This window comes from Halostagnicola alkaliphila (assembly GCF_055379965.1).
Genome location: NZ_AP043825.1, coordinates 336,023 through 355,424 on the forward strand (window position 1 = coordinate 336,023; position 19,402 = coordinate 355,424).

Below are 19,402 nucleotides of genomic sequence, written 5' to 3' on the forward strand. Positions count from 1 at the left end.
AATACATTACAAACCTATGTGTGTAATAGATAGGATAGAGGTCATGAGAATCACGTCACTATTTGAATCATGGATAGAGTTATTTGTATATGTCAAACCGTATCGTTTCGAGAAGAGATGAGCAAGAGAGAATATTCACCGCAACAATGTCAAATGTTGTCATCCACCACAATATTTATAATGTATATTGACGATAGTCCAGTCGCATGGCAACAGAGGAGAGATACTACGTCAGTATCGACACCGGCGGCACCTTCACTGACGGCTACGTCTCCTATTCTGGTGGCGCGACGACAGTAAAGGTGCCAACGACAGACCACGACCTCACAGTCTGTTTTCGAAATTGCATAGACAAAGCAGCCCAGAAACTGGGTCAATCACCAGAAGCGTTTCTGGTAAATACGGATACGATCCGTTTTTCGACGACGATCGGGACGAACACAATCATTGAGCGTACTGGTCCACAGATTGGTCTCATCGTTTCTGAGGGTGAAGCGGGAATGATGAGTACTACGGAAGACGAGGATGATACCCTACTTGCACATACCGATCTCATTGTTGGTGTGAGCGAAAAAACGACGACGGACGGAGAGATTATCGAGTCAGTCGATGCAGACGACGTTCGTAATGCTGCCAAGACGCTCATGAACCGTGGGGCTAAGCTATTGGTTGTTAGCTTCGATAATTCGTTCGCTAACGAGGCAAATGAGGAGCAAGCGCGTCACATCATCGAAGCCGAGTATCCTCCTCATTATCTCGGCCCGAATCAAGTGTTGACAGCTAATGAAGTGACCAGTAGACCAGGGTATCAAACGCGCACACATACCGCACTTATCAACGCCTACATTCACCGACCGATGGCTCGATCACTGTACAAAGCTGAAGATGACATCCGAGATAGTGGTTATTCGCACTCCCTACTCGTCGGACAATCCACTGGTGGAGTTGCAGGGGTCTCCAAGACCGTTGCACTCCATACCTATAATTCAGGGCCAGTTGCCGGCGTTCTCGGTGCCGAGGCGTTCCGGAAGCTGTACGATCTTGACGCCGTGATGAGTACTGATATGGGTGGGACGAGTATCGACCTCGGCACGATAGTCAACGAACAGGTCGAACGAGATCTTCGTCCCACTGTGGCGGATCTCCCGGTTCACGTCCCGATGATCGACGTCACAACTGCAGGTGCTGGCGGTGGTTCGATTGCCTCCGTCGAGAATGGAACACTTTCGGTTGGTCCGGAGAGTGCCGGTGCCGAACCAGGACCAGCATGTTACGATCTTGGAGGATTCGATCCAACGACGACCGATGCCGACGTTGCTCTCGGCTACATTGATCCCGATTATTTCCTTGGCGGCGAGCAGGACTTGAACGCGTCGCGAGCGAGAGAAACTATCGAGCGGGAAGTGGCCGATCCACTCGATACTTCCGTCGCCGAAGCAGCGCTTCGCATCCGCCAAGATGTTGACCAAAATATCGCAGACAGTATCGAACGACAACTGGAAGAGTACGACGTTTCCCCTGATGAGATAACGATAATCGCCTATGGTGGTGCTGGACCCGCTCACTGCTGTTCGTTCGCCGAGAAAGCTGGCGTTCGACGGATTATCACGGCACCGTCTGCGGCCGAATTCAGCGCGTTCGGTGGAGCCACCCTCGATGTCGAACACCAATACACGGAGGCGTTCGGTCAGACGATCTCAGCCGACGAAATAACTGTCGACGAGAACCAGTTCAACGAAGCCGCTGAACGGCTCGAAGATGAAGCCGTACAAGACATGGCTGGGGAGGGATTCACCGTCGACGACATCACCCTCGACCATCGACTCCTCGCGCGGGCAGGAAACGAATTGCAGGAGGTATCGGTCCCCTCACGCATCGAATCTGGCTCGGATCTCGCGCCGGTTGTCGATGCTTTCGATTCGGCACACGAATCCCAGATCGATCTCGAGACACTGGTACTCACGGCGATCGGCCCTGTAGAGACGGAGGAATTAGAGTCTCACGAGTTACAGGGGGAAGATCCAGGTCCGGCCCATAAGGGGACGCGAGAGGCCTACTGGCCGGAAGACGGGTGGGTCGAAACCGACATCTACCAACGAGAAGAACTCGCCCCAGGAAACGTTGTCGACGGACGAGCTATTGTCGAAGCCGAAGATACGACGTATGTCGTCTCTCAGGGGTGGACGTACCGAATTGACGAATATAAGAACGGGGCAATCGAACAATGAGCCGATCAACACCGACAGCCTCTGCATACCTGCAAGGGCGGCCAGCAGCTGACAGGCCGTTTATTCCCATCGTTGGAACGCTAGCAGCGTCGGTCGACCAGGTACCGCCGGACGTGTTCCTCTCGAATCCAACGCGACTCGCCAACGGGTTGCAGCGAGCCCACCGGTTGTTCAATCTCGACGCTGTTTGTGTCGTTCCCGATCCGACGCTGGTCGCCGAGGGGCTCGGTGTGACCGTAGAATGGGACGAAACAGCTGATCAGTTCGTTCCAACTGACCACCTGTCGACCAGCGACGACGTGGAAAATCCGAACGCTATCACGGAAACTGGTCGCGTCCCGACCGTTATCGAAGCGTCCGATCGGTTGGTTACCAGCATGGACGACGCCGCAGTCCTTGGCGTCTTACCGGGTCCACACACGACATTCGAGACCGTCTTCGGTGAACGGCCATCGACTGAGGACGAGCGAATGAAGCCGATCCGGACGGCCACCGGAGAACTCGCTCGAGCGTTCGGCCGGAACGGTGTCGATGGGTTCCTCGTCATTGAATCGCCGACTCGAGACGGTACCGATCGAAATGAGCACGTAATTGATCCGGCCGTTGAACTCCTCGACGTTCTCGACAACATTGGCGAGTTCTTCGGGACGGTTCTCGGTTTCGCACCGGGCGGCTATTCGACAGCTGCAGTCGAATCGGTCGTCGACGCCACTGCGCTCGACGCGGTGTTTCTCGATGTCGTCAATCCTAGCTCGGTGGCCGACAACCTGCCCGACGTCCGTGTCGGTGGAGCGATCACCGCATCGCTGCTCGAGAACGACGACAACGAGATCGAACGGACAATTACGGAGACAGTTGGCGACCTCTCGAAAGAGGCGTTCGTCGCGTCGGGCCGAGAGGTTGCTCCCGATACGCACCCGCGGAAACTCCAGACCGCGTACCGTGCCGCAGAAAGTGTGAACAATTAACGAGCTATGATCCCGAATAAAGCCCAACGACAGCACAGTTCGCAGACATTCCGTTCTCTAGAGGTGACGATGCATGAGTAATACGAAACGAGTAACCGAGTACCTCGAGATCAACCTCGCGAATCGAGAGTGGCAGTGTACAGTGTGTTCGGAATCGATCGGACCGGCCGTAGAGAACTACAAACACGGCTGTCTGGTTCGCGAACGAAACCCCGAGGAGGTACACCGTCTGATCCTCGAGGATGAAGCGTACGATTTCTCACCCGATCCAGACTGGGTTCGAATCATCGAGTTCTACTGTCCAGGGTGCGGGACAATGGTCGAAAACGAATATCTCCCGCCTGGACATCCGATCACCCACGATACCGAACTCGATGTCGATAAACTAGTCAAACAGCACGGAGGGGACCAATGACGACTCGTATCAATATCGACGCCGGCGGGACGTTTACCGACTGCTTTACAATCCACGAGGGTGAAGCCGTCTCCGCGAAGACGCCGACGACCGAGCACGATATGTCTGAATGTTTCTTCCGGGGGATCGAGAAGTGCGCAGACCAACTCGCGGTCGACCTCAACCAACTCATCGGCGATGTCGACTCGATCCGATACTCGACGACGACCGCGATGAATCGCCTCATCGAACGGAAAGGGCCGAAACTCGGATTGCTCACGACCGAGGGGATTCAGGATTATCCCCAAATCGGTCGCGGCCCGCGGTGGGCCGACGGGCTGACCGACAACGAACAGCGAAACATCTCTGCCGCAAAAAAACCCGAGCACCTCGTTCCCGATTCCCGAACCAATGGCATCAGAGAACGGGTCGATAGCGAAGGCAACGTGTTGCGCCCGCTCGACGAAGACCACGCTCGCGAACAGATTCGAAATCTCGTCGACAGCGGTGCTCGAGCGATCGTCGTGAACCTGCTTTGGGCGTACGAGTATCCCGAGCACGAACAACGCGTTCGGGAACTCGTACGAGAAGAATACCCGCCGTCGTACCTCGGAAGTATCCCCGTATTCCTCTCCTCGGAGGTCATGCCGACCAAACAGGAGTACGAACGGACCAACACGACGCTACTCGATGCGTACCTTTCTGAGTTAATGCAGGAGCATATCGCCGACATCAAGGAGCGTCTCGAGGCGTACGGCTACGAGGGCGACGTGCAGATGCTCCACAACACGGGCGGAATGGCGGAGTCTTACAAGACGACCGCCGTCGAGACGTTCAACGGTGGGCCGGTCGCAGGGTTAAAAGGTGGGGAGTATCTCTGCGATCTTCTGGACTACGAGAAGGCCGTCGTCACCGATATGGGTGGAACGAGTTTCGACATTGGGATCCTCACCCAGGGCGGCGTTCAATCCTACGAATTCGAGCCGATTATCGACCGGTGGCGCGTCTCCGGAACGATGATCGAATCCAAATCTATCGGGGCCGGCGGCAGTTCGATCGCCTCGGTCAACGAGGAACTCGGTAGCAGGATCGAGGTCGGTCCGGAGAGCGCCGGCGCTGATCCCGGGCCCGCCTGTTACAACCGCGGTGGGACGAAACCAACGGTGACCGACGCCGACGTGGTACTCGGGTATATCGATCCGGAGAAGTTCTACGCCGGGAACCAGCGGTTAGCAGTCGATCGTGCTCGAGAAGCTATCGAGACTCATGTCGCTGATCCCGCTGGAATGGACACCGTCGAAGCGGCCAAGAATATCCGACGTATCGCAGACGGCAACATGGGGAACACCGTCCGCAAGGAGACGATGCTCCGCGGGCACGATCCTCGTGAGTTCATCCTGTATAGCTTCGGTGGGGCAGGTCCATTGCATGCCGCTTCATTCTCGTCGTACCTTGACATCGATACCATCGTCACAACGCAGTACTCTCCCGTGTTCTGTGCGATGGGATCTGCGACGATGGACACGCTCCACATCTACGAGCAATCTCGTTCGATGTACCTCCGAGACTCCGGCGAAGAACCCGAGTACAGCACCGATTACGAGACGTTCAACGCCGTCGTCGAGGAGCTCCGAGCGAAAGGACGTCAGGACATCAAAAGCGAAGGATACGATCCGGACAACATCACCTACGAACTCGAATTGGACATGCGATTCGGTGGACAGATCCACGTCGCTCGTGTGCAGTCGCCGGTCATCGAAGTCTCCGAGGAGGCTGACGTCGAAGCGATATGTAATCATTTCATTGACGAGTACACGGACCGATTCTCCTCGTACTCGGTGACGCCGAGTCACGGAATCACCGTCGAAAACTTCGCGCTACGAGCCCGAGTGGCCAGCCCCAACATCGAGTTGCCGACTGACGAGATGATCGACGCCGGCCCGTCGAAAGCGAAAAACGACACGCGAGACGTGTTCTGGCCAGACACGAACGGCTCCGTGTCGACGCCGGTCTTCGAATACGATGATCTGAGAGCCGGCATGCACCTCGAGGGGCCAGCAGTGATCGATGCAGATTATACCACGACGGCAGTGCCCGGCGGGTGGACGTACAGCTTGGACGAATACCGCAACGGAATCCTCAAAACAACCGGTGATAACTAATGACAGTCAACAGAGATCAATTGATCGATTGGGTCGACCTCGAAGAACCGTCAGCCGACGAACTCGCCTGCATGGACGAACTGGACCACGGCGATTACGAAATTTACTCGGAACGACTGCGACTCGTCCTCGACGAGGGGATAGACGTATTCGTCCGCTCGGGCGTCTCGCAGTTCATCGCCGCTCGCGATCTCGCAGTCGGGATTTACACGGCCGACGGCGATCTCGTCGATTCGGCCGCTGGAGCATACCTTCACGTGGTGACGGGGATTCCACCGTTGAAGTACGTCATCAATAATTTTGCCGACGATCCGACCGTCGGTGTCGAACCCGGTGATGTCTTCTACGCAAACGATGCGTTGTACGGTGGGATACACAATCCCGATCAGATCGCGTTCATGCCGGTTTTCCACGACGGAGAAATTATGGCGTGGGTTTCTGCAGCCGTCCACACCACTGAAACCGGGGCGATCGAACCCGGTGGGATGCCGATTTCGGCTCGGACGCGCCACGACGAAGGAATGAAGCTCTCGCCGATAAAGATTGGTGAGGACTACCAGCTCAAAAGCGACATGGTGGAGATGCAAAAGAACTTCATCTCCCGTGCACCCCGAATGCACGAGATCGATCTGCGAGCTCGGCTAACGACCTGCGATCGAGTCCGGCGACGTGTGAAAGAGCTCATTATCGAGAAGAAAGGCCCGGAATTCTTCAAGGGTCTGATAAGACGAAACATCGAGGAAGCGCGCGAAGGTGCTAAAAAACGCGTCGACGAATGGAACGATGGGACTTTCAGAACGGTTCATTTCGCCGATTCGGTGGGCTACGAGGACGGACTCTGGAAACTCGATGCGACGATGGAGAAGGACGGCCCCGAGATATCCATCGACTACACCGGCACGTCCCCGGAGAACGATGGCTCGTTCAACTCACAACCGGTCGCATCGATCGCTCACACGGCGAATTACCTGTTTAGCGTCCCCTTCCACGATCTTCCGAAAAGCAATGGAACGTACGATTTGATCGACTTTCACATCCCGAAGGGCTCCGTTCTCTATCCGGATGCAGAGGCAGCAACTGTTCAAGCGGTGATGGTCAATCAGGTCGTCATGGACTCGACGACGACGTTATTCTCGCGATCGATGTACGACGACGAAACCAGCAACGAACACGTCACTGCACCGATGTCAAATACGGGGGCAGGATACGCATTCGGTGCAGTGAGCCAACACGGCGAGCCTGTCGCAGATCTAATGTCTCATGCCCTCAACACCGACGGAATGGGCGGTCAGGCCCGACGTGACGGCGAGGACGAGGCGATCTTCCCGTGGTGTCCGTTCGGTCACGCCTCGAACATGGAGTTCGTCGAGAACGAGTATCCGTTTACCCACCAATATTTCCGACACGGAACCGACTCCTGTGGACACGGCAAACACCGCGGCGGTATCGGGATGCAAATCGGCTACATGACTCATCACGTTCCTGCCGTCGAATGGCTCTCGATCTGTCACAATTCCAAATTGGTTACCGGACAGGGGCTGTTCGGCGGCTACGCACCGCGGACGATTCCCGGAATAACGATCACCGATTCAGACCTCAAAGAACGGATGAAAAACGGCGAGTACATCCCTGACGATGTCATCGAACTTCTACAGGAGGAAACGCTCGACGCCGATTACAACGTTACCAGTCACGTTCGAGAGTCAAAACCCTACGAGAACGGTGACCTGTTCGTCGGCTTTTCTGGAGGAGGGTGTGGCTACGGTGACGCACTCGAGCGCGACCCCGAAGCGGTTATGGAAGACATCGAAGACGACCGAGTGACTCACTGGGCCGCGAAGAACATCTACGAGATTGAGTACGACGAAGAATCGCTCACCGTCGATCACGAAGCGACCGCACAACGACGAGAGAGTTACCGTGAGAAACGCCTCGAGGAAGCCGTTCCATTCGACGAATTCAGAGATGAGTGGGAAGAAAAACAACCGCCAGAGGAGATTTTAACCCACTACGGACGGTGGCCGGACGCTAAGAAGGAGGGGCCAGTTATGCGAATGTGAGATCGAAAACCGCTTCCACTGTAAAACCGATATAACGACAGGATCGCGCTAATCGCCATCGCGAGAACGACAATCACGCAAAAGGATAATGGCAGAAACGTACGACACAATTGAAACGGAACCCTGGGAAGCAGTCGAACAGCGACACGAAGAACAACTGGGAGAACAACTTCGATATCTGCAAGAGAACTCTGACTACTACGGATCGAAGTTCGACGAGTGGGAAATTGATCCGTCATCGATCACGTCGCTTGAGCGGTTGCAAGAGATACCGTTCACAACCAAAGACGACGAACGTCGAAATCAGTCGACCCCATCGCAGGACCAACCTCTCGGAACTCACCAAGCAGTCCCAACCGAAGCACTCAATCGAACGATCTCGTCATCTGGAACGACTGGAAAACCGACGTACTTTGGCCTGACTGAATCGGATAGGGAGAACTGGAACGAAGTAATCCAACGATGCTTCTACACGGCCGGAATTCGCTCCGAAGATACGGTTATCTTTGGCGTTGGACAGACGATGGTCCCCGGCGGAACACCGTACTTCGAAGCGATGACGGAGTCAGGAGCGAACGTCGTTCCAGCTGGCGGTGGATCGACCGAACGGTTACTTGCGGCAACGACCGATCTCAACGGAGACGTACTCTTTACGACGACGTCCCATCTTCGATATCTTACAGAGGCGGCTCCCGACCTACTCGAACACAGCGTCGACGAGTTACCGCCGACGAAACTCGTCGGCGGTGGTGGGCCTGGGATCGCAAATCCAGAGATTCGAGACGAATTGTACGACGAATGGGATGCAACGCTCGTCCGTGAAATAATGGGACTCGGCGACGTAATCGGCTGTATGTGGGCCGAATGCGAGCAAGAAGATGGTATGCACTACTGTGCACAAGGCCACTCCCACGTCGAGCTCATCGATCCCGAAACTGACGAAACTATCTCGTTTGAGGCGGGGGCAGAAGGCGAACTTGTCTATACACCACTCAAACGCGAAGCCACGCCACTGCTTCGGTACCGATCAGGTGACTACGCGCAAGTCACGGACACCACTTGCTCCTGTGGTCGAACCAGTCCCAAGATACAGTGCACCGGCCGAGTTGATGACATGCTCATCTATAAGGGTATGAATGTTTTTCCGTCAGCTATTCGTGATGTTGTTTCCGACGTAACGGGAACGTTACCGCATATACGAGTGCATCTCCCGAAACAAGGAAAAGTCCATTTCGAGGAACCAATTCCTGTAAATATTGTACTCAAACCCGAAACAAATCGTGTGCCAGCGGATATTGTCAACGAGGCAGCCAGCGAAGTCCGATCGCAACTCAATGTACGTATTCAACCGAATCCCGTTTCATTCGAGGAGATTGAACTTTCGGAATACAAATCTCAGTTGGTGGTAGTAGACGAGTAAGTACTTGTGAATGAAAGTAATTGTGGGAACGGTTTAGTTCTGGAACTCCACGGTCAATGTTTTCTCGTCTATAACCATCGTGTTCAGATTCAGATAAGCTGGTTCCATGCGAACGCGAATGATCGGAACCACTGATCATCAGTTCATTCGTGAGCATTACTGAAGTAGTTTGAAAGTGATGAATTTTATGATTTTACCCCTCGGGTGATGCGTTCGCCGCTGTTTCACATAGTTGATAAGAGTGGTTCGGTAATTTATCAAATAAATAATTATAGAAGGTTTAAAACAACATTTCTCGTGTACTCCCATGGAGAACGCGCTAGCTATAACCTCCGTTTGAGTCGGTTTAAGCGGCCGTGTTTAATCGCTAAAGGGTGTCGGATTAGGCCGCCAGAATAAGGGGAATGAAGCGGGAGAATCGAAGTTGTGCCTACGAAAATCTCTCGCTTCACCGAACGAAGTGTTTGGGTTGCCAAAAGAGTTGGTCGCGTCGCAAAGTCCTCTAGAGGTCAGTAGTAACTGTCTCCCGTGAGGAACGGGACGCCGCTGGTGTCTACCCCAAGAGGTGTCTCATGCACGCCACAATCGAAGTGCGGTTCACGATTAGTATCGACGAGGACAAAACGATACCGTTCGCTACGAATATTTTCGGCGCATTCGGAATTGGGTTCACACTTGCTGCTCTCCATTTTGCGTTCAATCCAACGGTCAAACATGACGGAGGAGTCATAGAAATTTTTTACACGAGTTGGTATCGTGTTAGATAGCAGTGAATTAGCTACTCAGTGTACACTCTGTACTTACCGCTCCCGAGTCGTTTCAATCCCTTAGTGGATTTTCTCCCTGTTGTGACGAGATTGAAATAATGCCGGCTGCGCTAGAAGACTACTCCAACCCAAGACTCAATTGCAACGCGTCATCTACCTCGGTCATAGTTGACTTATCGAGGCTTCCCACAACTGAATGAATCCGCTCGTTTATAGAGACGACACGGATCTGATCAAGCCGGACTGACGAATCTTTTTCGAACGGCGAATCAGACGCTTCGACTAATACTTCGAATGGATATTCTCGATACATTCCTGTTGCAGGTGCAACGATCGTCGTACTGGAGTTCTCGTTCCCAACGTCGTTCTGTACAACCACCGCTGGGCGAGATTTCTTCCTTTCATGGCCTTCAGCAGGGTCGAAGCGGACGAGTACGACATCGCCGCGCCGGACGTTCGGGCTACCACTCATTCATCAAGCCCGTCCCACGCTTCATCAGATGTCTCGTCCCACTCCTCGGCAAGAGCGGTGGCACTCTCGGACGCGTCGCGGTAGGCCGCGGCTAATTCGTCCTCTTCTGGGTGGTCGTTTTCGACATCAACGACCGCAACCGTTACTCGTTTGTTCGCATACTCTGTGCCGAGATAAATTCGCCCCCTGTCGTCGGTTTCGTTGGTCTGGAATTCGTCTGCATCAATTTCCATGTTACCCACTATAACCCACTCAAGTATATACTTTGCCCACGATAACCCACGGACTCTACTCAACGTGATGCCCTGCAGTTTGTAACACCTCAGTGGACGGCCCACTGCCCATCAGCGACTAGATGGTGGAGCGTGTCATAGAAGAATTTTCATGATCTACTGAATCAGATCTAACGGATTAAAACCGTCGTGCACTTGGTGCACGCTGGTCTCAGATTGTCTTAATTATGGCCAAAGCATCCGTTCTAGTTTAGCAGATCGGGGTATCCAGAGACGCCAAGCTAGAATCGTCAGTAACTAGGAATGTGAGAATCCGGTGGGAAGTGTGTACAAACCACCGGATTCAGTAGTTGTGAATCGGATTCAAAGAGCGTTTCCATCTGATGAGTTGCGCGAGCGTGCTCGCGCAACGAATCTCATCCAGCGAGAGCGGAAACTCGACGTCGTCGCCCTGTTTTACACGCTTTCACTCGGCTTCGCTGCCGGATCTGATCGATCCATTCAGGCGTTTCTCGAACGCTACGTCGAGATGGCTGACTGTGACGAACTCTCGTATGCAACGTTTCACGGCTGGTTCAAACCGGGATTCGTTGCACTCCTTCGAGAGATTCTCGATGACGCCATCGAGAATCTCGATACGGGCCAAACCGAGCTTACCGGACGTCTCGAACGATTTCGAGACGTCCTCATCGTCGATGCTACGGTCATCTCGCTCTACCAAGACGCCAGAGACGTCTATGCACTCGATGACGACCGAGCCGGGGCGAAACTTCACCTCACCGAATCGCTCTCGGCGGGGCTTCCGACACGATTCCAGACAACCGATGCAACCACCCACGAACGGAGCCAGCTACCCACCGGTGAGTGGGTAGCTGGCGCCCTCATCCTGTTCGATCTCGGCTACTACGATTTTTGGCTGTTCGACCGCATTGACGCCAATGACGGCTGGTTCGTCTCCCGTGTCAAAGACAACGCTGACTTCGAGATCGTCGAAGAACTCCGGACGTGTCGCGGGAACAGCATTCCGCTGGAGGGGCAGTCGCTGCAGGCCGTCTTGGACGACCTGCAGCGACAGGAAATCGACGTACAGATCACGCTCTCGTTCGACCGCAAACGAGGGTCGGGCGCCAGCGCGACCCGAACCTTCCGATTAGTCGGCGTTCGCAACGACGACAGCGGCGAGTATCATCTGTACCTGACAAATCTGGACAGAGACGACTACCGCGCGCCCGATATCGCACAGCTCTATCGGGCGCGCTGGGAGATCGAACTGCTGTTCAAAGAACTGAAATCGCGGTTCGGTTTGGACGAGATCAACACGACGGACGCCTACATCATCGAGGCGCTGATCATCATGGCAGCACTCTCGTTGCTGATGAGCCGAGTTATTGTCGACGAACTCCAGAAACTGGACGCAAAACAGCGAGACTGCGCCGACGACGCCGAGGCGTCGTCGACGCGCCTCCCTCGACGACGCTGTTCACACGCCGTCGAACGGCACGCGCACCTGATCCAGTTGTACCTGATGCTGGATCTGGGGTACGAACTACCGGATCTTGATTCGTTGTTGCTGTGGTCGTCACGAGATCCAAATCCACATCGTCCGAGGTTACGTGAACAAGTAGAGTCAGGCGAGTTCTGGTAGAGAACTCGCCTGACGAGACGGTCTGGATCGCCCGGCCTGATCAGCGACGGCTTTGGAACGGCGGCGCACTCACGACCGCGAGTGCGCCGCCTTCGACGGGAGAGAAGGTCGAACAGTAGCTGGTCTGCCGGAACAGCAGTGATCTCGGTGTGATTGTGGTCAGACTCGACGTAATTTCGGCGTGATCTTCGTCTCAGTCGGTCACTAAGCTAGAACGGATGATGGCCAAAGAGAAGTTCGGAATTGCTGTTGATGAAGAGACCGTGGAAGAAGTGGATGAACTGGTCGCTGAGTGTGACGATCTCGGAGCCAGCCGCTCCGAAATCGTCGAAGCTATCCTCTCAGCATTTGTTCAATCCGAGTCGAATCACGCAAAGCGAGTGCGAGAGATCATTATTCGGAAACGAAGAGGAACTCTCTAAAAGACTCTAACCATCGTGCACCAGGTGCACGGATCTCTAAGCCAGTAACCCTCTATAACGGTAAGAGAACCGACATAGTGCGTGAATAGTTCTATGACACGCTCGGGAGTCATACAATACTTCTTAACCCCTCATTCCGACCACACTTCGACAACGGTTGAATCGGTAAGTACAGACGAAGGTGTTACTACTTATTGGAGAAGCAACAAGGGCTTGTTAGTAATGACGCAGGTAATTCAGAGTACATCTATATCAGCATATTCTCTGAGAGCTGTTATCAGTCGCCACTCTTTTGCGATAGAAGCCTTGAATCAGAAGTATGTCTGACAACGATACTGGCGATAACAACGAGCAGACTCAAGAAGATGCGGATGACCAAGACGAATCTGAAGAACAGCCCTTCCGTGAGCGTGTCGAAGACATGCGTCAAGAACGCGGTGAAGACGGTGACGGCGAACAGCCTCAGAGTCCCTTCGGCGGCGGCGGGGGTATGGGCGGAGGGAACCCAATGGCGCAAATGATGGGTGGCATGATGGGCGGCGGTGGCGGTCCACCAGGTATGGGCGGCGGCAGTCCCGGTGGTCCGGGCGGTCGCGGCGAAGAGGTCGGCAATGAGGAACTCGTTCAGGAAGTCCGTCAGCTTCGTGATGAGATGCGCGACCAGACGCGTGCGCTTACGAGCATCGCTGACGCCATCGAGGACTCGTAGAACACAGTCATATCCCACGATTCCGTAGGAAAGAGGAGATGGGCCTTACCGGATTTGAACCAGTGACCACTCGGTTATGAGCCGAGGGCTCTACCTGACTAAGCTAAAGGCCCACAGATAGGATGAGCGAAACGAGATTCATAGTGTTTCCTATTCGGTGATAGGATTTATCTGTCTCACCAATCGGTACCTCCCGTTGTGAGAGGGAATCACAGTACAACACAGAAAAATTAGTTGGCGGTTTGCCGAACGACGGAAGAGGGGATTATATTCGACGTACAACCGAGTGCCCTCAATCGTGTACTATTTTGTTACTCGTAGGAACTCACATCATTCCACCCATACCGCCGCCCATACCTCCCATACCGCCACCCATTCCGCCGCCAGGGCCACCGGCAGGCGGGCCGCCTGCGTCGTCGTCATCATCACCGTTGACCTGACCGCCCTTGAGATCGCCAGCCGCAATGACGTCGTCGATGCGCAGGAGCATGACAGCCGCCTCGGTGGCCGACTCGATCGCCTGAGTTTTTACGCGCAGCGGCTCGTAGACCCCCTCAGACTCCATATCGATGACGTCGCCTGTGTAGGCGTTGAGTCCAGCTGTCGTATTGCCAGCATCGTGCTGGCTCCGCAGGTTGACGAGCGAGTCGATCGGATCGAGCCCGCCGTTCTCAGCAATCGTTTGTGGGATGACTTCAAGCGCGTCGGCGAAGGCTTCGACAGCCAGTTGCTCGCGGCCGCCGACGCTGTCAGCGAACTGGCGCAGTTCGAGTGCAAGTTGGGTCTCTGGGGCACCACCGCCGGGCAGTGCCTTGCCTTCGTCGAGGGTGACGCGAACGACGCCGAGGCTGTCCTCGACGGCGCGTTCGACTTCGTCGACAACGTGCTCAGTCCCGCCCCGCAGCAACAGTGTGACAGACGTGGCATCCTCGACATCATCGATGAGGATCTGTTGACTGCCAGCGATCTCCTGTTGGGACACGGAGCCAGCACTGCCGAGATCGTCGGCGGTGGTGTCGGTGACGTTGCCGACGATGCGAGCACCAGTTGCGCGAGCGATTTGCTCGGCGTCGCTGGATTTGGTTCGGCGCACTGCCAGGATACCCTCGTCAGCAAGGAACTGCTGGGCCATGTCATCAATGCCGTCCTGTGCAAAGACAACGTCAGCTCCGGCGTCAACAAGCTCGTCGACCATTTCGCGGAGTTGCTCCTCTTCTTGGTCGAGGAACTGCTGGAGTTGGTCGGGATCGGTGACGTTGACTTCGGTGTCAACCTCCGTTTCCTTGACTTCGAGAGCGTCGTCGAGCACCGCTATGTTGGCGTCCTCAGCGAAATACGGCATATTCTCGGTGACCCGCTCTTTATCGACAACAACACCCTCGATAAGTTCTGAGTTCTCAGTTGCACCACCAACAACCTTCTCGACTTTGATGTTGTCCGTGTCGACGCGGCCATCAGAAGCGACGCTGCTGGCGGCTCTGACAACGAGTTCGGCCAAGCGGTCCTTGGCACTCTCTGCGCCTTTCCCGGTCATTGCCGTGGCGGCAATCTGCTGTAAAATTTCAGTATCGCCAGCGTCAACATCGATCGCCATCTCCTCGACAAGTTGTTTTGCTTTCTCGGCGGCCTGGCGATAGCCTTGTTCCACGGATGTTGCGTGCACGTCCTGGTCAAGGAGGCCCTCAGCCTGATCAAGAAGCTCACCGCCGATGACGACAGCGGAGGTGGTCCCGTCGCTGACTTCCTCCTCCTGTGTCTCGGCGACCTCGACGATCATGTTGGCGGCGGGGTGCTCGATCTCCATCTCTTTGAGGATCGTGACCCCATCGTTCGTCACAACGACGCTACCGGTTGAGCCAACGAGCATCTTGTCCATTCCTTTGGGCCCAAGCGTCGTTCGGGCTGCCTCCGCGACGGCTTTTCCGGCGGTGATGTTCATCGACTGTGCGTCATCGCCCGAGGTGCGCTGGCTCTCCTCGGACATGACAACCATCGGCTGATTACCCATCTGCTCTGCCATAACAACAACTGCATTGATAGTGGTTCTATATACATGTGTCGATATCAACTAAAGAATTTTTTGAAGCCTGTTCGCAGGGCCACGTCGGGACTCACAGGGACGAGTCCGAGTTAGTATTGAAACTGGCTGTCAGATGGTGATGGGTTTAAAGTCCTATGTGGGACTGTTACACAATCCCTGATTGATGCTCCGGACATGCCATGACTGCAATTGCCCTCTTGAACTGGTATCAAGGGTTGAGCTTAAATAAACGATCCAAACCCACGGCTCGGAACGAAATTCGGACAGTGGTTGAACGACAGCTCTAGCAACCCGATTTGGAGGCAGTCAATCATGCGGTTGATCGGCTGACGGAAGGGGGGAACAGCAGAGAGAAGGCAATCAGTATCGTCGGGGCAGTGTTGCTCGAAAAAATGTCCGAGATGATGACTGAGGAGGAACCGTTCGTCCGGGAACGGTACATCGACGATTGCAAGAACTCTGAGCGTGCTGGAGCAGTTACGAGAGATCGCCTCCACAGTTCGGGCAGAACGTTTCGTCACCATCCAACAGCTCGAGACAGTCGACACATACGCGATTGCTAGGAGACCTGGCGATATCTTTGAGGAAGTCGAGGGACGCATGCGGACCAGCGTCAGGGCCATATCCATCGGCGTAACCCGGGAGGGTTGAGGCCCACTGGACGGTCGCCTCATCATCAACAAGTGCGATATTACCGGCGATATCGAAGTCCCCATAACGTTTGTATGCGTCCGATGGTCGTTGATCGATGCGTTCGCTCAAGTCACGATTGTGTTTGAGACCGCGCTCGTAGACCTTCTCAGGGGCTGGATACCTGATTTTTCCGGGAAAGTCAGTAATTGAGCTGTATCGCTCGTCAATGCGGTCGATTTCGACTGAGAGTCCATGCTCGTCATGTATCGTTCTCAACAGTCGTATCGTGTGATCGTGCCAATTTTGGACCTCAGCGTCGGCATAATATCGAACCTTCATACCAGAACTCACGCAAGCGAGCAGGTTAGTGGCTTTGTTCCCTCTGGCTAAGAGGGGTTCTGACCGATCGACACCGCCCACCAGTCAGGTGTCTGAATCAGTGTCGTCTGCAGCGGCGATTCGATCTGACAGGCTCTCGCCGAGCCACTCGTTGGCCATGTCGCTGACCGATAGAGGGTGAACATCACTGGTGGGAGGAACATCTACAACCCCAGGTCTTGAACGGCTACCTATGACGGGCTACGTGTTTCGCGTGTGGCTGCTCCCGAATCCACCGCTGGAGTTCGGTCCCGACGACGAGGTCTGGCGCGACATCAAAATCGACGAATCTCACACATTGGCTGAATTCCACGAGGCAATTTTCGACGCGTTCGAGCAATGGGACAACCCACGGGAACGAGTTCATCGCACGTGACGACGAGAGGATTGCGCTCCGGAGCTACCCCAACAGATCACGACCGATGACTGAGTACGCTACTCTCGTTCGGGAAGAGGTGGTCGCTACGATCGACCAGGCGGAATTCGAACACCTGAACTCCGATGCAATCAGTATCGAAGTGATCGACTCGTTCCAGCGCAGGCTCGGTGAGTGCCGAACGGTGCATCACTCCGACAGCGAACCCAGTGACGGCCAGTACGAAATTCGCATCGCGCGCTGACTGTTCGAAGATTGGAACGACGACCGATGGCGCGACACCGTCCGTCACGAGGTCGCCCACGCCTACATTCTCGAGACGGGCGGTCAGGAGGTGAAGCCTCACGGCGAGGAGTGGAAAGACGCAGTACGTCAAGTGGGTGCAGATCCAGTTGCTCGTTACGAGGGTGACGATGTCGTTGATGCAGACTACGTCCTTGCATGCCCGAACGGGTGCTTCGATCACACAACTTTGCTCCTAGTAAGTGCTGACGAGGTGAATAGGCCGACCGGTCTACTTCAGCCTCTAGGTCGACGATGTGATCGACAGTTCCTACGCGGCTGACTTTGATGACAAATCGTTCTGTGATATCTGTCTCAGTCATAGTCTCGGTTGAGCTATCGTGTTTCGAACTCTTCAAGCAATTCCTCCAGCATTGGCCGGAGCTTGTACTTCCGGTAGTGTTCGTCCCGGAGTTCTTCTACGTAGGCGTGCCACTCGTCGAGTTCACCCGCGGCGTCGGCCGCTTTCCCGGCGGTCTCGAGCCACTCCACGGCGTGTCGATACCGCTGTGACTGTCCGTCTTCGATGATCGGTTCGGCCTGTTCCTTGCAGGCGTCGATCGTCCACCGCAGATGCTCGTCCCAGACGGCTTCGACGACCGGCTTGACCACCTTGTAGTCCGGAAAGCGGTCCGCGATGGCAATTGCCTCGTCGTACCGCCGCGTACAGAAGAATATCGATGTGTCGTTGCGCAACCCGCTGACTTGTGTTCCGGTCTACGAGAGCCTCCAGTAATTGCTCGCGAATAGCGAACCAGTCCTCGCCTGCGAGTTCCTCTGTCGCCTGGTAGGCTGCAAGCGATGGCGAAGCTTTGAACGCGGCGACGGCTGCCTCGAGCGCAACGCCGTGTTCGCTCATACTGCTGGCCCGGTCGCGAAGCCACTCGGCCAGCTCCGCCTTCCCGCTGCCGTCCAGCGTCAATCCGTACTGGGCTCCCTCCAGTGCTGCCTGCGGCCGGTCGTGTTCCCGGAGTGCTTTAGCCAGCGTGAGTGCTTCGTCCGGCGAGTACAGGTTGTGCTGGCCGTACTCGATCGCCTCGTCGATACGGCTCTCCGCAACGAGCATCGTCACGTACGCCTCAATCAGGTCAGCCGCCTCCGCTAGGTTCTGGTACTCCTCGATGCGGTCCTGGCGTTCGAGGATGTTGAGGCGGGCCCTGATGAAGTCTTCGGCATACCAGGGCGGATCGCCCTCCCAGAGGTCAACGTTGCTGCTGTCTCCCCGCATCGCCCGCTGGACCGGTTCGAAATCCCAGCCTCGCTGGGCCGCCTCGAGGGCAACGCTGTACGGTGGTCGGTCTGTGTAGCTCCCTATCTCATTCTCCCAGGTCCAGAGGCGTTCCTCCCACTCACCGCGTTTTGATTCAGAAAGACCGGCCGTGAGCAGTGCTTCGGCCAGTGCTCGGTCAACCCCGTCGAAAAACTCGAAGATCGCTTGGGAATCGTCGTATGAGAGTGCAAGCCACTCTTCGTCCATCAACTCGTCAACGAGCGGTTCGAGAACATCCAATGCCGTCTCGCCGTCGCCAGCCTCGAGAGCGGTCCACGCTTGCTCGAGTATCTCTCCAAGCGCTTCGACATCGGTTTCGACCGCCGCATACGGATCGTGGGTCTGGGTTCTACGCCCGTCCGAGGGCTGGAGAAGATACCGGACTTGACGTCGGATCGAGTCCTGACTGATGTCTGGACGCTGTTTGCGGAAGTCGTCGGCTACGTTTTCCGATCGGACTGTCTCGAGTCGAGTTTCGACCCACTCTGCGAGTTCGGGGCGACGCTCGACGAGATCAACGAGCAGGTCGCGGAGTTCCGTTGGATCTGTCTCCGCGACCAGTTCGGAGACGGGTGGGCGCTGACTGGTCTCGTCGGGATCGCGGATGTACGTCAAGAGGACGGCAACGCGATGCTTACAGATCCCGCCGTGATCGTACGGGCAAGAACAGGTCGTGTCGACGATCCCGGTTTCATCGAGTTCGATCCGCACTTGATAGGGCTCGTACTGGCTGCCCTCGACCGCCGCTCGCAGGTGACTTCCACGACGTATGACCTCGCAGACGGCATTGTTCTCGTAGTAATCCTCGCCCCGATTATATGACTGCGATCGTGCGAGGCCGTGGACTGCTGCCTCAGTAAGTGTCGGCTCCTGTTCCATCGGTGTTCTCTACAGTGCCTAGCGGTAGAAAAGGCTGGGAAGCGTCATCGCCGAGAGTCCGCC

Annotated in this window: 15 protein-coding genes, 1 tRNA gene and 1 pseudogene; 11 read left to right on the forward strand and 6 right to left on the reverse strand. The window is 55.4% G+C overall.

The window, feature by feature from the left end:
- The first annotated feature begins 206 nt into the window (after window positions 1–206).
- The 6 genes from ACZ5C7_RS03765 (at window position 207) to ACZ5C7_RS03790 (ending at window position 9,232) form a co-directional block, all read left to right on the forward strand.
- Window positions 207–2,228 (forward strand): hydantoinase/oxoprolinase family protein, encoded by a 2,022-nt coding sequence (locus ACZ5C7_RS03765; RefSeq protein WP_464374799.1) that lies wholly within the window; start codon window positions 207–209, stop codon window positions 2,226–2,228.
- Complete coding sequence (locus tag ACZ5C7_RS03770; protein WP_464374800.1) at window positions 2,225–3,196, forward strand: uroporphyrinogen decarboxylase family protein; 972 nt, start codon at window positions 2,225–2,227, stop codon at window positions 3,194–3,196. Before ACZ5C7_RS03765 ends, ACZ5C7_RS03770 begins: the two co-directional genes overlap by 4 nt.
- A 73-nt stretch (window positions 3,197–3,269) precedes the next feature.
- Entirely contained in the window at window positions 3,270–3,611 is a 342-nt protein-coding gene (locus ACZ5C7_RS03775) for an acetone carboxylase subunit gamma (RefSeq protein WP_464374801.1), read from the forward strand.
- Window positions 3,608–5,752, forward strand: coding sequence for a hydantoinase/oxoprolinase family protein (locus ACZ5C7_RS03780; protein WP_464374802.1), 2,145 nt, complete (start codon window positions 3,608–3,610; stop codon window positions 5,750–5,752). Before ACZ5C7_RS03775 ends, ACZ5C7_RS03780 begins: the two co-directional genes overlap by 4 nt.
- A complete protein-coding gene (locus ACZ5C7_RS03785) occupies window positions 5,752–7,812 on the forward strand; it encodes a hydantoinase B/oxoprolinase family protein (protein ID WP_464374803.1) in 2,061 nt (686 codons plus the stop codon). Before ACZ5C7_RS03780 ends, ACZ5C7_RS03785 begins: the two co-directional genes overlap by 1 nt.
- Window positions 7,813–7,900: 88 nt before the next feature.
- Window positions 7,901–9,232: a phenylacetate--CoA ligase family protein gene (locus ACZ5C7_RS03790; RefSeq protein WP_464374804.1), complete on the forward strand. Its 1,332-nt coding sequence runs from the start codon at window positions 7,901–7,903 to the stop codon at window positions 9,230–9,232.
- Window positions 9,233–10,117: 885 nt separating this feature from the next.
- Here the strand turns inward: ACZ5C7_RS03790 and ACZ5C7_RS03795 are convergent.
- Window positions 10,118–10,471 (reverse strand): type II toxin-antitoxin system PemK/MazF family toxin, encoded by a 354-nt coding sequence (locus tag ACZ5C7_RS03795; RefSeq protein ID WP_464374805.1) that lies wholly within the window; start codon window positions 10,469–10,471, stop codon window positions 10,118–10,120.
- Window positions 10,468–10,704, reverse strand: coding sequence for a hypothetical protein (locus tag ACZ5C7_RS03800; RefSeq protein ID WP_464374806.1), 237 nt, complete (start codon window positions 10,702–10,704; stop codon window positions 10,468–10,470). The genes ACZ5C7_RS03795 and ACZ5C7_RS03800 overlap by 4 nt, the downstream gene beginning before the upstream one ends.
- Window positions 10,705–11,020: 316 nt before the next feature.
- Here ACZ5C7_RS03800 and ACZ5C7_RS03805 point away from each other — a divergent pair, with 316 nt between their 5' ends.
- The 3 genes from ACZ5C7_RS03805 (at window position 11,021) to ACZ5C7_RS03815 (ending at window position 13,480) form a co-directional block, all read left to right on the forward strand.
- Window positions 11,021–12,349: an IS4 family transposase gene (locus ACZ5C7_RS03805; protein ID WP_285253032.1), complete on the forward strand. Its 1,329-nt coding sequence runs from the start codon at window positions 11,021–11,023 to the stop codon at window positions 12,347–12,349.
- A gap of 221 nt (window positions 12,350–12,570) precedes the next feature.
- Window positions 12,571–12,771 (forward strand): ribbon-helix-helix protein, CopG family, encoded by a 201-nt coding sequence (locus tag ACZ5C7_RS03810; protein ID WP_464374807.1) that lies wholly within the window; start codon window positions 12,571–12,573, stop codon window positions 12,769–12,771.
- A 319-nt stretch (window positions 12,772–13,090) separates the two neighbouring features.
- Complete coding sequence (locus ACZ5C7_RS03815) at window positions 13,091–13,480, forward strand: hypothetical protein (protein WP_464374808.1); 390 nt, start codon at window positions 13,091–13,093, stop codon at window positions 13,478–13,480.
- A gap of 39 nt (window positions 13,481–13,519) precedes the next feature.
- On the opposite strand, the gene ACZ5C7_RS03820 is transcribed toward ACZ5C7_RS03815, so the two are convergent.
- The 3 genes from ACZ5C7_RS03820 to ACZ5C7_RS03830 form a co-directional block, all read right to left on the reverse strand.
- Window positions 13,520–13,593: transfer RNA gene (locus ACZ5C7_RS03820), tRNA-Ile, on the reverse strand.
- 212 nt (window positions 13,594–13,805) lie between these two features.
- The gene (thsA, locus tag ACZ5C7_RS03825) at window positions 13,806–15,488 is read right to left on the reverse strand and encodes a thermosome subunit alpha (RefSeq protein ID WP_464375249.1); all 1,683 of its coding nucleotides are present in this window, start codon (window positions 15,486–15,488) and stop codon (window positions 13,806–13,808) included.
- Between the two features lie 510 nt (window positions 15,489–15,998).
- A complete protein-coding gene (locus ACZ5C7_RS03830; protein WP_464374809.1) occupies window positions 15,999–16,493 on the reverse strand; it encodes a DUF8045 domain-containing protein in 495 nt (164 codons plus the stop codon).
- A 232-nt stretch (window positions 16,494–16,725) separates the two neighbouring features.
- Between ACZ5C7_RS03830 and ACZ5C7_RS03835 the strand changes: the two genes are divergently transcribed.
- The gene (locus ACZ5C7_RS03835; protein ID WP_464374810.1) at window positions 16,726–16,908 is read left to right on the forward strand and encodes a hypothetical protein; all 183 of its coding nucleotides are present in this window, start codon (window positions 16,726–16,728) and stop codon (window positions 16,906–16,908) included.
- Window positions 16,909–17,218: 310 nt separating this feature from the next.
- Window positions 17,219–17,473, forward strand: a complete 255-nt coding sequence (locus tag ACZ5C7_RS03840) for a hypothetical protein (RefSeq protein WP_464375250.1) — start codon at window positions 17,219–17,221, stop codon at window positions 17,471–17,473.
- Window positions 17,474–17,526: 53 nt separating this feature from the next.
- Here ACZ5C7_RS03840 and ACZ5C7_RS03845 read toward each other — a convergent pair.
- Window positions 17,527–19,339, reverse strand: a pseudogene (locus ACZ5C7_RS03845) (SWIM zinc finger family protein).
- Window positions 19,340–19,402: the final 63 nt, after the last annotated feature.

Coding starts and splice junctions, on each gene's coding strand:
- ACZ5C7_RS03765 (WP_464374799.1), top strand. CDS start 207: ATGGCAACAGAGGAGAGATACTACGTCAGTATCGACACCGGCGGCACC.
- ACZ5C7_RS03770 (WP_464374800.1), top strand. CDS start 2,225: ATGAGCCGATCAACACCGACAGCCTCTGCATACCTGCAAGGGCGGCCA.
- ACZ5C7_RS03775 (WP_464374801.1), top strand. CDS start 3,270: ATGAGTAATACGAAACGAGTAACCGAGTACCTCGAGATCAACCTCGCG.
- ACZ5C7_RS03780 (WP_464374802.1), top strand. CDS start 3,608: ATGACGACTCGTATCAATATCGACGCCGGCGGGACGTTTACCGACTGC.
- ACZ5C7_RS03785 (WP_464374803.1), top strand. CDS start 5,752: ATGACAGTCAACAGAGATCAATTGATCGATTGGGTCGACCTCGAAGAA.
- ACZ5C7_RS03790 (WP_464374804.1), top strand. CDS start 7,901: ATGGCAGAAACGTACGACACAATTGAAACGGAACCCTGGGAAGCAGTC.
- ACZ5C7_RS03795 (WP_464374805.1), bottom strand. CDS start 10,471: ATGAGTGGTAGCCCGAACGTCCGGCGCGGCGATGTCGTACTCGTCCGC.
- ACZ5C7_RS03800 (WP_464374806.1), bottom strand. CDS start 10,704: ATGGAAATTGATGCAGACGAATTCCAGACCAACGAAACCGACGACAGG.
- ACZ5C7_RS03810 (WP_464374807.1), top strand. CDS start 12,571: ATGGCCAAAGAGAAGTTCGGAATTGCTGTTGATGAAGAGACCGTGGAA.
- ACZ5C7_RS03815 (WP_464374808.1), top strand. CDS start 13,091: ATGTCTGACAACGATACTGGCGATAACAACGAGCAGACTCAAGAAGAT.
- thsA (WP_464375249.1), bottom strand. CDS start 15,488: ATGGGTAATCAGCCGATGGTTGTCATGTCCGAGGAGAGCCAGCGCACC.
- ACZ5C7_RS03830 (WP_464374809.1), bottom strand. CDS start 16,493: ATGAAGGTTCGATATTATGCCGACGCTGAGGTCCAAAATTGGCACGAT.
- ACZ5C7_RS03835 (WP_464374810.1), top strand. CDS start 16,726: ATGACGGGCTACGTGTTTCGCGTGTGGCTGCTCCCGAATCCACCGCTG.